This window comes from Rhizobium sp. ERR 942 (genome assembly GCF_007828395.1).
Lineage (GTDB): Bacteria > Pseudomonadota > Alphaproteobacteria > Rhizobiales > Rhizobiaceae > Rhizobium > Rhizobium dioscoreae.
This window is the reverse complement of the sequence record NZ_VIUA01000003.1, coordinates 234,673-248,501: the sequence shown is the minus strand read 5'-3', so window position 1 is coordinate 248,501 and position 13,829 is coordinate 234,673. Positions and strand designations below refer to the sequence as shown.

The 13,829-nt window shown below is 60.3% G+C and carries 14 protein-coding genes; 9 read left to right on the top strand and 5 right to left on the bottom strand.

Annotation, left to right across the window (positions count from 1 at the left end; all coding sequences use genetic code 11):
* Window positions 1–11: 11 nt before the first annotated feature.
* The 3 genes from iolD (at window position 12) to iolB (ending at window position 3,817) form a co-directional block, all read left to right on the top strand.
* Window positions 12–1,862, top strand: a complete 1,851-nt coding sequence (iolD, locus tag FBZ97_RS13840; protein ID WP_145320629.1) for a 3D-(3,5/4)-trihydroxycyclohexane-1,2-dione acylhydrolase (decyclizing) — start codon at window positions 12–14, stop codon at window positions 1,860–1,862.
* Window positions 1,863–1,925: 63 nt separating this feature from the next.
* Window positions 1,926–2,843 (top strand): myo-inosose-2 dehydratase, encoded by a 918-nt coding sequence (iolE, locus tag FBZ97_RS13835; protein WP_145320630.1) that lies wholly within the window; start codon window positions 1,926–1,928, stop codon window positions 2,841–2,843.
* Window positions 2,844–3,019: 176 nt separating this feature from the next.
* Entirely contained in the window at window positions 3,020–3,817 is a 798-nt protein-coding gene (gene iolB, locus FBZ97_RS13825) for a 5-deoxy-glucuronate isomerase (RefSeq protein WP_145320632.1), read from the top strand.
* A 461-nt stretch (window positions 3,818–4,278) separates the two neighbouring features.
* Here iolB and FBZ97_RS13820 read toward each other — a convergent pair whose 3' ends face one another.
* Both FBZ97_RS13820 and FBZ97_RS13815 read right to left on the bottom strand, forming a co-directional pair.
* On the bottom strand, window positions 4,279–5,646 hold the full coding sequence (locus FBZ97_RS13820) for an MATE family efflux transporter (protein WP_145320634.1): 1,368 nt from the start codon (window positions 5,644–5,646) through the stop codon (window positions 4,279–4,281).
* Between the two features lie 64 nt (window positions 5,647–5,710).
* Window positions 5,711–6,145 (bottom strand): glyoxalase superfamily protein, encoded by a 435-nt coding sequence (locus tag FBZ97_RS13815; RefSeq protein WP_145320636.1) that lies wholly within the window; start codon window positions 6,143–6,145, stop codon window positions 5,711–5,713.
* Window positions 6,146–6,455: 310 nt separating this feature from the next.
* Between FBZ97_RS13815 and FBZ97_RS13810 the strand changes: the two genes are divergently transcribed.
* Complete coding sequence (locus FBZ97_RS13810; protein WP_173002491.1) at window positions 6,456–6,854, top strand: PilZ domain-containing protein; 399 nt, start codon at window positions 6,456–6,458, stop codon at window positions 6,852–6,854.
* Between the two features lie 16 nt (window positions 6,855–6,870).
* On the opposite strand, the gene FBZ97_RS13805 is transcribed toward FBZ97_RS13810, so the two are convergent.
* Window positions 6,871–7,779 (bottom strand): AraC family transcriptional regulator, encoded by a 909-nt coding sequence (locus tag FBZ97_RS13805; RefSeq protein WP_145320638.1) that lies wholly within the window; start codon window positions 7,777–7,779, stop codon window positions 6,871–6,873.
* 97 nt (window positions 7,780–7,876) lie between these two features.
* Between FBZ97_RS13805 and FBZ97_RS13800 the strand changes: the two genes are divergently transcribed.
* A complete protein-coding gene (locus tag FBZ97_RS13800) occupies window positions 7,877–8,629 on the top strand; it encodes an SDR family oxidoreductase (RefSeq protein ID WP_145320640.1) in 753 nt (250 codons plus the stop codon).
* A 121-nt stretch (window positions 8,630–8,750) separates the two neighbouring features.
* Here FBZ97_RS13800 and FBZ97_RS13795 read toward each other — a convergent pair whose 3' ends face one another.
* Window positions 8,751–9,341 carry a formyltransferase family protein gene (locus FBZ97_RS13795; protein WP_145320642.1) on the bottom strand — a complete coding sequence of 197 codons (591 nt, stop codon included), beginning with the start codon at window positions 9,339–9,341 and terminating at the stop codon, window positions 8,751–8,753.
* Between the two features lie 179 nt (window positions 9,342–9,520).
* Between FBZ97_RS13795 and FBZ97_RS13790 the strand changes: the two genes are divergently transcribed.
* On the top strand, window positions 9,521–10,633 hold the full coding sequence (locus FBZ97_RS13790) for a pyridoxal phosphate-dependent aminotransferase (RefSeq protein ID WP_145320644.1): 1,113 nt from the start codon (window positions 9,521–9,523) through the stop codon (window positions 10,631–10,633).
* A 130-nt stretch (window positions 10,634–10,763) separates the two neighbouring features.
* Here FBZ97_RS13790 and FBZ97_RS13785 read toward each other — a convergent pair whose 3' ends face one another.
* Window positions 10,764–11,027, bottom strand: coding sequence for a sel1 repeat family protein (locus FBZ97_RS13785; RefSeq protein WP_015339268.1), 264 nt, complete (start codon window positions 11,025–11,027; stop codon window positions 10,764–10,766).
* A 463-nt stretch (window positions 11,028–11,490) separates the two neighbouring features.
* Between FBZ97_RS13785 and FBZ97_RS13780 the strand changes: the two genes are divergently transcribed.
* The 3 genes from FBZ97_RS13780 (at window position 11,491) to FBZ97_RS13775 (ending at window position 13,829) form a co-directional block, all read left to right on the top strand.
* A complete protein-coding gene (locus FBZ97_RS13780) occupies window positions 11,491–11,829 on the top strand; it encodes a DUF2147 domain-containing protein (RefSeq protein ID WP_113330837.1) in 339 nt (112 codons plus the stop codon).
* A 202-nt stretch (window positions 11,830–12,031) separates the two neighbouring features.
* A complete protein-coding gene (locus FBZ97_RS34415; protein ID WP_167376563.1) occupies window positions 12,032–12,208 on the top strand; it encodes a hypothetical protein in 177 nt (58 codons plus the stop codon).
* Window positions 12,209–12,326: 118 nt separating this feature from the next.
* Window positions 12,327–13,829 (top strand): AMP nucleosidase, encoded by a 1,503-nt coding sequence (locus FBZ97_RS13775; RefSeq protein WP_145320646.1) that lies wholly within the window; start codon window positions 12,327–12,329, stop codon window positions 13,827–13,829.

Below are 13,829 nucleotides of genomic sequence, written 5' to 3'. Positions count from 1 at the left end.
GGAGGCGCCCGATGGGCAAGACGATCCGATTGACGATGGCACAGGCCGTCGCACATTTCCTCAAGAAGCAGATGACCATCATCGACGGACAGAAGCAGCCGATCTTCGGCGGCGTCTGGGCAATCTTCGGTCACGGCAATGTCGCGGGCATCGGCGAGGCGCTCTATCAGGTGCGCGAGGAACTGCCGACCTTCCGCGCCCACAATGAGCAGGGCATGGCCCATGCCGCCATCGCCTATGCCAAGGCGAGCTTCCGTCAGCGCTTCATGGCCTGCACGACCTCCATCGGCCCCGGCGCGCTGAATATGGTGACGGCCGCCGGCGTTGCGCATGTCAATCGTATTCCGGTTCTCTTCCTGCCGGGCGACGTCTTTGCCAACCGCGCGCCCGATCCGGTGCTGCAGCAGATCGAGGATTTCGGCGACGGCACCGTTTCGGCCAATGATGCATTCCGCCCGGTCTCCCGTTATTTCGACCGCATCACCCGCCCGGAACAGATCATAACGGCGCTGAAGCGCGCCATGCAGGTGCTGACCGATCCCCTCGATTGCGGCCCGGTGACGCTTTCGCTCTGCCAGGACGTGCAGGCGGAAGCCTATGATTATCCCGAAAGCTTCTTCGAAGAGCATGTCTGGACGCAGCGCCGACCGCAGCCGGATGCCGACGAACTTGCCAATGCCATCTCGCTGATCCGCCGCTCGGAAAAGCCGGTCATTCTCGCTGGTGGCGGCGTGCTCTATTCGCAGGCGACGAAGGAACTCGCCGCTTTCGCCGAAGCCCATGATATTCCCGTCGTTGTCACGCAGGCCGGCAAATCGGCCATCGACGAGACGCATCCCCTCGCGCTCGGCTCCGTCGGCGTGACGGGCACGTCCGCTGCCAATGCTATTGCCGAGGATACCGATCTGGTGATTGCGGTCGGCACGCGCTGCCAGGACTTCACGACAGGCTCCTGGGCGCTGTTCAAGAATGAAAAGCTGGCCATGATCGGCCTCAATATTGCGGCTTATGACGCGCTGAAACACAACGGTCACCCGTTGGTGACGGATGCGCGCGAAGGGTTGAAGGCGCTTTCCGCGGGCCTGACCGGCTGGCGCGCACCGGCATCGCTTGCCGAAAAGGCGACGAAAGAAAAGCAGATCTGGATGGAAGCCGCCGCAAAGGCCATGGCGACCACCAATGCCGCCCTGCCCTCCGACGCCCAGGTCATCGGCGCCGTCACCCGCACGCTCGGTGGCGAAAACAGCATTCTGGTCTGCGCAGCTGGCGGCCTGCCCGGCGAGCTGCACAAGCTCTGGCCGGCAACGGCTCCGGGCAGCTATCATATGGAATATGGCTTCTCCTGCATGGGCTATGAGATTGCCGGTGGCCTTGGCGTCAAGATGGCGCGCCCCGAAAAGGATGTCGTCGTCATGGTCGGCGACGGCTCCTATATGATGCTGAATTCCGAACTGGCGACCTCCGTCATGCTCGGCCTGAAGATCACCGTCGTCCTGCTCGACAACCGTGGCTATGGCTGCATCAATCGCCTGCAGATGGCGACCGGCGGCGCGAACTTCAACAATCTCTTGAAGGATGCGCGCTTCGAGGTGATGCCGGAGATCGACTTCCGGGCGCATGCGGCCAGCATGGGCGCGATAGCCGTGAAGGTCTCGTCCATCACCGAGCTGGAACAGGCCATCGAGGCATCGAAGAAGAACGACCGCAGCTCGGTCATCGTCATCGACACCGACCCGCTGATCACCACGAATGAAGGCGGCCACTGGTGGGATGTCGCCGTTCCCGAAGTCAGCCCGCGTGCCGAAGTCAACAAGGCTCGCGCCGCTTACGAACAAGCCCGCGCCGCCCAGCGCATCGGCTGATTATTTCCGTCATTTTTCTGGAGGAGCTTCGGCTCCTCCAATAGCTTTTCAAGGAGACCATTGATGAAGGCCAAACTCGGCATGTCGCCCATCGCCTGGTGGAACGACGATCTTCCGGAGCTCAGCGACGACGTATCTTTGGAAGAATGCCTCCGCCAGTCGCGCGGCGCCGGCTTCACCGGCATGGAACAGGGCCGGCGCTTCCCGAGCAATCCCGATGAGATGCTGCCGATCCTGCGCGCCGCCGACGTGACGCTCTGTGGAGGCTGGTTCTCGGGTACGCTCGTCAATGAGGAGCTCGCCGCCAACAAGGATCGCATCGCGCCGATGATCGAGCTGTTCAAGGCCGTCGATGCGCCTTGCATCGTCTATGGTGAGGTCGGCCGTTCCATCCAGGGCGACCGCTCCAAGCCGCTCGCCACCAAGCCACGCCTTTCGGATGACGAGATGAAGGCCTATGCCCGCCGCGTCACCGAATTCGGCGAATGGTGCGCCGAGCAAGGCATGCCGCTTTCCTATCATCATCATATGGCAGCCGTGGTCGAAACTGAGCCGGAACTCGATGCCTTCATGCGCAATTCCGGCGAAGGCATTCCGCTGCTGCTCGATGCCGGTCACCTGGCCTTTGCCGGCGGCGACGTGCTGCGCGCCATCGACAACCACCACGCCCGCATCAACCACGTTCACGTCAAGGATATCCGCAAGTCCATCGTCGACGGGCTGGATCGCAGCCGGCAGTCCTTCCTCGATGCCGTCGCGCTCGGCGCGTTCACGGTGCCGGGCGATGGCTCGCTCGATTTCGGCGCCATCGTCCAGCGCTTCGCCGATTACGGCTATGAAGGCTGGTTCGTCGTTGAAGCCGAACAAGACCCACGCAAGGCGCCGCCACAAAAAATGGCCGAGATCGGCCATGCCGAGCTGATGCGTGTCATGACGGCCGCAGGCTACACGGTGGAAACCGAAGGCTTTCCCAAGGGATAGCTAGAGCGCTTCCGCTTTTCTTCGAATCGCGAAAACGCTCTAGCTCTTTGTTTTCATGCAATTCCGGACGGAAAACCGCTGCGCACTTTTCCTGGAATTGCTCGAGAGATGAGCGCCTCCTCGCCCACATCGAAGGCAGCGAGGAGCGTTTTCCCAAGCAATGGAGGAACAGACCCATGCCCAATCTCAAGGTCAAACCTGACGGTTCCCATGGCCGCGTCACCCATGTCACGCCCGAAAGCGCCGGCTGGACCTATGTCGGCTTCGATCTCCACCGCCTGAAGCCGGGCGAAACCGCTTCGGCCGAGACCGGTGATCGCGAGGTCTGCCTCGTCTGGGTTAGCGGCAAGGGCAGCGCCAAGGCGGGTACGAAGGATTTCGGCTCGCTCGGCGGCCGCATGAGCCCCTTCGAGGGCGCGCCGCATGCGCTCTATATCCCAGCAAGCTCGAGCTGGTCGGTGACCGCCGAGACGGATCTGGAACTGGCTGTCTGCTCGGCACCGGGCGGCGGCTCCTATGAGGCCCGTGCCATTCCGCCAGGCACCCATCCCGCGCTCACGCGCGGCAAGGGCACCAATGTTCGCTACGTCAACAATATCATGCCCGAAGATGATGGGGCGGCACATTCGCTGCTGGTCGTGGAAGTGATCACGCCCGGCGGACACACCTCCTCCTATCCTCCGCACAAGCACGATCAGGACAATCTTCCCAACGAGAGCTTCCTGGAGGAGACCTATTACCACCGCCTCAACCCGCCGCAGGGTTTTGGCTTCCAGCGGGTCTATACCGACGACCGGTCGCTCGATGAGGTGATGGTGCTGGAGGATGGCGATGTGACGCTGGTGCCAAAGGGATATCACCCTTGCGCTGCCTGCCATGGCTACGATCTCTATTACCTGAACGTTATGGCCGGGCCGAAGCGCATCTGGAAATTCCATAATGCCGTGGAACACGAATGGCTGCTGAAGTCCTGAGCTGGTGGCGCTGTTCTCAACCATCCGCCCTCGTGCTTCGAGACGGCCCTTCGGACCTCCTCAGCATGAGGGCTAATCTTTGCACCCAGCCGCTACGGGCTCATTTCTTCATTGCCTCTGCATTGCGATAGCGACGAGCCTGCTTCATCCTCACCCTGGCAGGTCTATCGCATACGAGCTGAAATTGTTGCCACCTCCCCTTCTCCCCTCGGGGAGAAGGTGCCGACAGGCGGATGAGGGGGTGCCTGCCAAACGCACGAAAATCCATGAATTCAAATCGATAGCCCCCTCATTCGACCCTTCGGGCCACCTTCTCCCCGAGGGGAGAAGGAGCTTACGGTGCTCATCCGCTCCATATGCGATAGCCCTGCTCACCCTGAGGAGCGAAGCCTCGAAGGGCGAGGATGGCCCCGAGCTTTCAGCAAAAGGAGGCCGCGCCCGAAAGCGCGGCCTTTCTCATGTCATGCGGGCAACAAGCCGTAGCGCCATTTCCGATCCCTGGCATTGCGCGACAGCACCAGCCAGGTCAGCAGAATCATCCCCATTTCTGCAAAGATCGGTGTCATCCAGATCCCGCGTTCGCCGAAGACAAGCGGCAGGAGGAAAGTCAGCGGCAGGGTGAACAGATAGGATCGTGACAGGCCGAAGATCGCGCCGCGTTTCGCATCACCGATCGACTGGAAATAAGACGACAGGATGATCGCCTGGCCGAAGAGGAAATAGGCGCCGATCGTCCAGGGCAGGATGCGGCCGACCTCCTCGACGATCACGGGATCGCCGACGAAAATCGAGCCCAGATGCCCCGCCAGCAGCTCGACGACGAGTTCGACGGCGGCACAATAGACCAGCGCCGAGATCAGGGCGATGACAACGCTATGACCGACTCGCGCCGGAAGGGCCGCGCCGTGATTATGGCCCGATATGGTCTGGAGAGCGATGCTCAAGCCCAGCAGCGGCAGATAGGCGAAGGTCATGACACGGGTCACGATGCCATAGGCGCCGACGGTTGCGACATAATCGCCCTGATGCCAGATCGACACATTGAAGAGGATGGCGGCCGAGCTTAGCGAAATGCCGATGAAGCCGAGGCTCATCGGCGCGCCGAAGGCAAAGATGCCGCACCACTCGCGAACATGCAGCGCCATATCGACCCAGAGCCCGTTCGGCCGACGCAGGCGATAGATGACGACGAGCGCCAGGCAGATGAATTGTGCCAGGATCGAGCCACCGGCGGAGCCGACCACGCCCCAGTGAAAGACGGCCATCAGCAGCCAGTTTGCCAGGATGTTAAGCAGCGTCGAGGTAAGCGTCACCAGCGTCATGAAGCCGAGCTTTCCTTCGCAGCGCAGCCCATCGAGATGGATCGAAAGAAAGAAGCTGATCGGCGCGAAGGCGATCATGGTGCCCATGAAGGCCTCGGCGTTGCGGGCAACATCGACATTTCCCGCCGCAGCCACGGCAATGAACTGCCGGCCCGCGAGCCAGTAGACGAGGTTGATTGCGACCACGACAGCGAGTGCCAGCGTATGGGCGCCGGTGAACACCGATCTCGCCCCATCGCGATCTCCGGCGCCGAGGCGGCGGGCGAGAATGCTCGCCATGCCGTTCGAAACCAGCGTCTGCAGCGCGATCAGCAGCATGAGCGCGGGAAAGATGAGGCTGACGGCGGACAGTGCATCGGCGCCGACATAGACGCCAAGAAAATAGGCGTCGACGACGGCGAAAAGGCCGCTGACCGTGGTGATGACGATGATCGGCGCGGCCGTCCTGGCAAAGACGCCAGGCAGCCAGCCGGTGAGGAACATGTTGTTTTCGTTCGTGTGCGCCATGGTGGTGTCCGGACGGAATCGCTCGCAGGCGGCGAGGATAATGGTCTAGTGATGAAGGATGAAATCAGATGTCGAGAACGAGGTGCGGTATGCCGTTCGATGTCTGTCGCGGCGAAATGCCATCGGCGTCGACCTGGGCATTGATGCGCTGGCGGAATGCCGAGAAGCTCTCGAACTCCACCACATCGACAGGCTCGTCAAAATGGATCGTTATCTTGTAGAGCCCGCCCGACTTCGCCGACATCGCCAGAACCTTGCCCGTGAAGGGCTTGTTCAGATAGCGCCCACGCACGGCGGAACCGACATCGAAGGGCGCATCCGGCCCGTCATTCGGTTTTGCGGCAAGCGCCGACAGCGTGTTCCAGTCACGCAGCCCGTGTTGCTTGGCGATGAGTTCCAGCGCCGTCGAGTGGCTCATGTCGTCGCCGCGTTCGGCCATCGCCTGACGTAGACGCCGGGCCTGAGCCTTCAATTCATCTATGGACGGATACGTCGTCATAGGATCAGCCTTTGCTAAGGCACGCACTTACGACCGTGAAACGGGGCTCGCATTACCGTCAGTCAGCATGCCCTGAATGGCTGTGACTTAAAACAGCGAAGACTTCACCTTGGATTTTCATCCGCGAGCGGCAGGCGCCTCGAACCGAGCCCTCGTATGATCGAAGCCGCTCTCGCTGTCAAGATGCGCCCAAATCGGCACAAAAGACGAACCCGTTAAAATTCTACCAATGCAATTGACGCTTCCGCAAAATCTCCGTGCAAGGTTTGTAGTGTAACCGAGATGAATTCGGTCTGTTCTTCAACAGGGAATGACAATGCTTCGCGCAACCCATCTGGCGAAAGTCAAATCCGAAGTCTACGAACGCAGCTGGGAACGGTTCTACGTCCAGAGGCCGGCGCGTCTCGTAGCGGTTCGTCCCTGTCTGACGGGTATTTCCGTACGCAGCGCCGAGATTACCGACATTTCGCGCGGCGGCGCGAGCTTCACCGTCGCCACGACCGTCGGCCTGCCGACCCACTACTATCTGAACATCCTCGGCCTCGCCTACCGCATCGCCTGCGCTGAAACGAGCCGCAACGGCAACCGCGTCCATGTGCGCTTCATCAACCTGATCGAACCGGAGACGCTGCGCCGCGTCGTGCGCGCCGATTTCATGATCGGCAATGTTGAAGCCCTGGCTGCGCGCGGCAAGAGGCGGCCGGTATAAATTCGGCTTCACATTCTCAATCGCTTCGCACCTCCCCGCGGGCATATCGTGCAGGCGGCATACCTGTGTAGCGCGCAAAGGCAACGCTGAAAGTGCTTGCCGATCCGTAGCCAACGCGTTCAGCTACCTGATCCATCCGTAATTCGCGGCTGCGCAATAGCTGCTTTGCAAGAGCCATGCGCCAAGCCATTAGATATTCCATTGGCGGCAGGCCAACGACGCGGCTGAAACGCGCAAAGAAAGCCGATCGGGACAAGGCCGCTTCGGTCGCAAGATCCGCGACGGTCCAAGGATGGGAAGGACGCGCATGCATCGCGTGAAGTGCTGCGGCCAGGCGTTCATCGGCAAGGCCGCGGCCCAAGCTAGACGTGACGGTTGGTTCCGTGCCGGATCGCAATGCCTCGATCAACAACACCTCCAGCAGCCGTTCCAGCACGAGTTCGCGTGCCGGCCGGCGCTCGCGCGTTTCCTCACCGACCAATTGCATCAGCGTCGCGAGCCGAGGCTCGTCACGAACGATAACTACATCAGGCAAGAGGGAAACGAGCAAGGCCGCATCCGGCGCACCGAAGCTGCAATGCCCTATGCGCATGCGCATATCCGCCGGCCCTTCGAGGCGTCCGACACGGAAATGGCCGCCACTCAGCTGCGTTGGAACCATGGCGGACAGACCGGCCGGTGCGTCGACACTCTCGTTGATGAGGTCGCGCATGGCCGGCACGAGCACGAAATCGCCGGCTCGGAGGATGAAAGGCTGATGTCCTCCAAACGTTACGCGGCAACGCCCCTCAAGGATTGCGCAGTAGAATGGCTCGCCTGTGGCCTCGCGATGAATTCGCCAGGCGCCGGCGCATTCCACCAGCTTCGAAAAGCGTGCGGCCGGCTGCAGCAGTGTGACGATTTCGGCAAGGGGATCGACGGTCATAATCAGGACTAACGCTAAAGAAAGGGAGACTATAGCGTATATAAAGTCTCTCACGCGGTCACTACCATGGCATCATTCCTTTTGTTTGGAGAGGCTCATGTCCACGATATTGATTACTGGTTGCTCGTCTGGTTTCGGCTTAGAGACTGCGAAACTGTTTTTTGAACGAGGGTGGGATGTCATCGCAACGATGCGCACGCCCAAACCCGAGCTGCTACCGGTTTCCGGACGCTTGCGTATTCTCGCGCTCGACGTCACCAATCCGGCAAGCATCGCGGACGCCGTGAAGGCTGCCGGTCCGATAGACGTATTGGTCAACAATGCCGGTTTCGGCGCGCCCTCACCAATCGAGCTGACTGCGCCGGAGACGGTGCAGTCGCTGTTCCAGACAAATACGATCGGCACATTGGCGATGATTCAGGCCGTATTACCCCAGATGCGTCAACGTCGGGCCGGAGTCATCGTCAACGTCACCTCCACGGTGACGGTCAAGACTCTGCCTGTGATTGGGATCTACCGGGCGAGCAAGGCAGCGGTGAACGCGTTCACCGAGTCCTTATCGGTGGAGATGGAGCCATTTGGCGTGCGGGTGCATATTGTCCTGCCAGGCCGGTCGCCGGAAACTCGCTTTGGGGAGAATGCGCGTCCACATTTGCGTGGTCTGGACGATCCGGATTATGCGCCCTTGATCCAGCAATTCATAAAGAATGTACAGGACGATACCAGCCCTGTGACCTATGCTCCCGATGTAGCGAAGGCAGTGTGGCGGGCAGCCACCGATCCATCCGCCCCGCTGCGAATTCCGGGCGGTGCGGATGCTGAACTCTGGATGGCTGAGGCAGGTTTGTAACCGGAATCGGTGGCAGCCAAAAAGCTGCTGCCGTCCCGACTCGGCCGTGCATTAGAGGGAACACGCAGCCATCGGCACCGGGAGCGCGGACCGGCGGCTGCGTTCGGCCCTTTGCGTCGTTCTATAACGGCAGGCGTAGTCCGCCCATTGATATGCGGCGTATGAGATCGGTGAAAAGATCGCATTCCGCAGCCATGACTCTTTGTTCCAGCGAAACTACGCTATCGTCGGGATGGATCCGAACGGTCGTTGTGGCCACAGTTCTTCCGTGGTCATATTCTCCGTCTATGAGGTGGATGGTTGCACCTGTTTCTGTCTCCCGATTGTCGAGCACGGCTTGGTGGACTCTTCGCCCATACATTCCCAATCCGCCGTACAGCCCCGGATGAACATTCAATATTCGCCCCTCAAAAGCGGCTAGCGTAAGCGGGCCAAGTCTCTTGAGATAGCCAGATAAGACAACGAGTTCAGCGCCATAGGCGATTAGCGTGTCGCGAAGCTGTTTGTCCGCATCAGCTTCCCTATCCTTCGTCGGAATATGGCACGAGGGAATGCCGTTAGCCTCAGCATAGGCGAGCGCTGGGGACGAAGCCCTATTGCTAACCAGTACGACAGCGGTGGCGTTCATTGTGTTCGCTCGAATGGCCTCGTTGATCGTCCGAAATGAGGTTCCATTGTTGGATGCAAGAAACGCTATTGCGAGCTTATCCATCAGGGGCCTCGTTAATCGATGCTCTCGCGATGACCGAGACTCCCTTTAATGGCAACTGACGATGATTTTCAATGAGTGTCACGGCGCAATCCGAAAGCCACGTCTTTCCGCCCTTGCAACCACCCGCCAAGCGCCTATTCTGCCGCACCCAGCAACCGAATTCAGGAAACAAAGCCAGCATGTCCGCCTTCTCGCGCTTCACGCCGCTGATCAGCGCCCTTCCCTCCACGGTTCCTTTCGTCGGCCCCGAGGCGCTGGAGCGTCAGCGCGGGCTGACGGTCAAAGCCCGTATCGGCGCCAATGAGAACGGCTTCGGGCCGGCGCCCTCCGTCATTGCGGCCATGCGCGAAAACGCCGGCGATATCTGGATGTATAACGATCCGGAAAATTTCGAGCTGAAGCAGGCGCTGGCGGCCCATCTCGGCGTCCAGCCGGCCAATATCGCTGTCGGCGAAGGCATCGACACTCTGCTCGGCCTGATCGCGCGCATGGTCATCGAGCCCGGTACACCCGTCGTCACCTCGCTCGGGGGCTATCCCACCTTCAATTTCCACGTCGCGGGGTTCGGCGGCCGCCTCGTCACCGTGCCCTATGTCGATGATCGCGAAGACCTCGATGGGCTGTTCGAAGCAGTGAAGCGCGAAAACGCGCCGCTCGTCTATTTCGCCAATCCCGACAATCCGATGGGCAGCTGGTGGGATGCCGACAAGATCGTTGCCTTTGCCCGTGAATTGCCTGACAATTGCCTGCTGATCCTCGACGAAGCCTATAGCGAAACCGGGCCTGCCAGCTCGCTCCCGGCTATCTCAACTCTGATTGATCTGCCGAATGTCTTGCGCACCCGCACCTTTTCCAAGGCCTATGGGCTTGCCGGTGCCCGCGTCGGCTATGTCATCGGCGCGCCCGAGACGGTGCTGACCTTCGACAAGATCCGCAACCATTTTGGCATGAACAGGCTTGCGACCGTGGCCGCGCTCGCCGCGCTGAAGGATCAGACCTATCTTGCCGAAGTGGTCGGCAAGATCCGAGCCGCACGCGAAGAGATCGGTACGATCGCCCGCGACAATGGCTTGCTGCCGCTCGCCTCAGCCACCAACTTCGTCGCTATCGATTGCGGCCGCGACGGCACCTATGCCCGCGCGATCGTCGACGGGCTGATCCAGCACGGCGTCTTCATCCGCATGCCGGGTGTCGCGCCCCTCAACCGCTGCATCCGCGTCAGCGTCGGCCCGAAGCAGGATCTCGATCTCCTGGCCGAGGCGTTGCCGAAGGTCCTGAAGGCGATCGGTTAAGCTCAAAACGACGAAACCGCGCCTGCCTTGTCCCGGCCGGTCGCGGTTTTCATCATTTCGGCTGGCGTCTCCGTCAGCCGCCGACATCCCCTCTTGAGAGGTCAGGAAGTCTTACTGCTTGCGGCACGCTTCAGTGCGTCGTCATCCATTCGCGGGCGGCGCGCAGCGCGGCTGCGAGCTGCATCTTGGTCAAGGTCGCGGCAACGTCGGCGCGAAGCTCGGCGGCGCGCTCGCTGCCACGGATGGCGGCGATATTCAACCATTTGTGGGCGGCAACGAGGTCTGCATTGCAGCCCCTGCCGGTCGCGTAGTTCACGCCCAGTTCGCAAAGGGCATCGGCGCTGTTACCACCCATCATGGCATTTCCAGACATCGGCGTTTCGAAGCGTGCCATTGCTATTATCCCTGTTTGACTTCTGTTCGTATCTGCCCTGTTTTCCGTCCGAACCTTGCCGTCGTTCGCGGCTTTCCGGTTCTTCCGGCCGGCGGGTTTGCCCCGCTCGTTTGATGGCTTCACTATCGCAGACGGCTTTCAAAAAACGCCTAAAATGCATGATTAATTCGATGCAAACAAAGTGCAAATGCTTGGTAAACTTGGGATTTTGTTAAACATCGCTTCCCTTGCAAATTAAGGATTTTCGCGCAGCCTTAACCTTTCGTTAGGATTTTGATTTAAACCCTTCGTTCACCACAAAAAGAGCGCAGTTGAATTCGATGTCGTGTTTCGACGACGCGTGGATACCCGGCAAAACGGAGATTTGAGCTCCGAAAGCCATATTTACCTTTACGTTCGCGTTAGATAATCTCGCCACGTTTCCGGCCATGGAGCCGGATGGCGCCCGGGGAGGAATAAGAACATGATCCGTGCCACCATTCTTGCTGCCGCGATGCTGTTGAGCGCGAGCGCGGCCTTTGCCGAAGAGCCGATCGTCGGCAACTGGAAGACCGTCGCTGGCGATACCGCCGCCATCGCGCCCTGCGGCGACAGCTACTGCGTGACGCTGAAGACCGGCAAATATGCCGGCAAACAGATCGGCAAGATGCAGGGCAAGGGCAACAGCTATACGGGCGAACTGACCGACCCCTCCGAAGACAAGACCTATAGCGGCTCCGGCACGGTCAACGGCAACAAGATCAAGATGCAAGGCTGCGTGCTGAAAGTATTCTGCAAGTCGCAGACCTGGACAAAGCTTTAAGACGGCTCCTGCTTATTTCAGAAAGCGCTGTTGCGCCTGCCCGCCCCGGTTGGCAGGCGGCCTTTATTTGCCTGCGGAAGATTCATTCGACCATTCGAATCCGGTAATATTTATGAACGCTGGATGAACCGGTATCTCAGCACCTGTTCAGCATGACCATGGCAAAACAGTGTCCAGTATAGGGCACGGGTAGGCCAAGGACATGGACTCGATCATCATCGCGCGGCGCTTCGTTGTTATCATGCTGTTTGCCGCCATCTTTGCATTCAGCTTCTCGGTTGCGGTCGAGCATGGCGGTCGCAGCGGCGCACAATCGCACTTCGGTGCAAGCTTCACCTGCGTGCAAACTGGTGCGCCTTACTGCACGACAGTGCAATAAAGAACGCCTGCGCGCGATCCTCGCGCAGGCCCTTGGCCGGCTCTAAAATAGCTGCGAGAATCCGAGCCGCCAATTACAACGTCGTTTGCTTGTAACCAACGACACTCTATAATGGCGCATGAGCAACAGAATCTCTCCCTTTTCACCCCTCGACATCTCCTCCCCCAGCCCGTTCCAGCCGCGGACCTTCGATGATCCGGGCAAGGCCGTCGAAGCGCTGACGGAGCTTTACGATCGCAACACCGCGTTCCTGATCGACAATTTCACCAAGCTTGCCAAGGGCGCGCCGATCACCGCACGCTACCGCGCTTTCTATCCGCAGGTCAGCATCGAAACGACGAGCTTCGGCCATGTCGACTCGCGTCTCTCCTACGGCCACGTGACGGCGCCCGGCGTCTATACGACGACGATCACCCGCCCGCAGCTCTTCAAGCATTATCTCAAGGAACAGCTGACGCTGCTGATGCGCAGCCACAATGTTCCGGTCGTCGTATCGGAATCGACGACGCCCATCCCGATTCATTTCGCCTTCGGTGAAGGCGCTCATGTGGAAGCAACCGCGAGCATTTTCGAAGACATTCCGCTGCGCGACCTCTTCGACACACCGGACTTGAACACCACGGACGATGAAATCGCCAACGGCGAATATATCCCGCCGCCGGGAGAGCCCTCGCCGCTTGCGCCATTTACCGCGCAGCGCATCGACTATTCGCTGGCCCGCCTCGTCCACTACACGGCGACGAGTGCGGCGCATTTCCAGAATTTCGTGCTGTTCACGAACTACCAGTTCTATATCGACGAATTCTGCAAATGGGCGCGGGAGCTTATGGCAAACGGCGGCGACGGCTATACCGAGTTCGTCGAACCGGGCAACATCATCACCAAGGCTGGCTCCAGCCAGCCCGAAGGCGATGTGACCGCGCCGCGGCTGCCGCAGATGCCGGCCTACCATCTGAAGAAGAAGGGCCATGCCGGGATCACCATGATCAATATCGGCGTCGGTCCTTCCAACGCCAAGACGATCACCGACCACGTGGCCGTCCTGCGCCCGCATGCCTGGCTGATGCTCGGCCACTGCGCCGGCCTGCGTAACAGCCAGCGGCTCGGCGACTACGTGCTCGCCCATGCCTATATGCGCGAGGACCATGTTCTTGACGACGACCTGCCGGTCTGGGTGCCGATCCCGGCTCTCGCCGAAGTGCAGGTGGCGCTTGAAGCGGCTGTTGCCGAAATCACCGGCTATGAAGGCTTCGAACTGAAGCGCATCATGCGCACGGGCACAGTCGGCACCATCGACAACCGCAACTGGGAACTGCGCGATCAGGCAGGCCCGGTGAAGCGGCTCTCGCAGGCCCGCGCTGTCGCGCTCGATATGGAATCGGCCACGATCGCCGCCAACGGTTTCCGCTTCCGCGTTCCCTACGGCACGCTGCTCTGCGTTTCCGACAAGCCGCTGCATGGCGAATTGAAGCTGCCGGGTATGGCAACCGCCTTCTACCGCACGCAGGTCAATCAGCATTTGCAGATTGGCATCCGCGCCATCCAGAAGCTGGCCGCCATGCCGCCGGAAGCGCTGCATTCGCGCAAGCTGCGCAGCTTCTTCGAAACGGCGTTTCAGTAA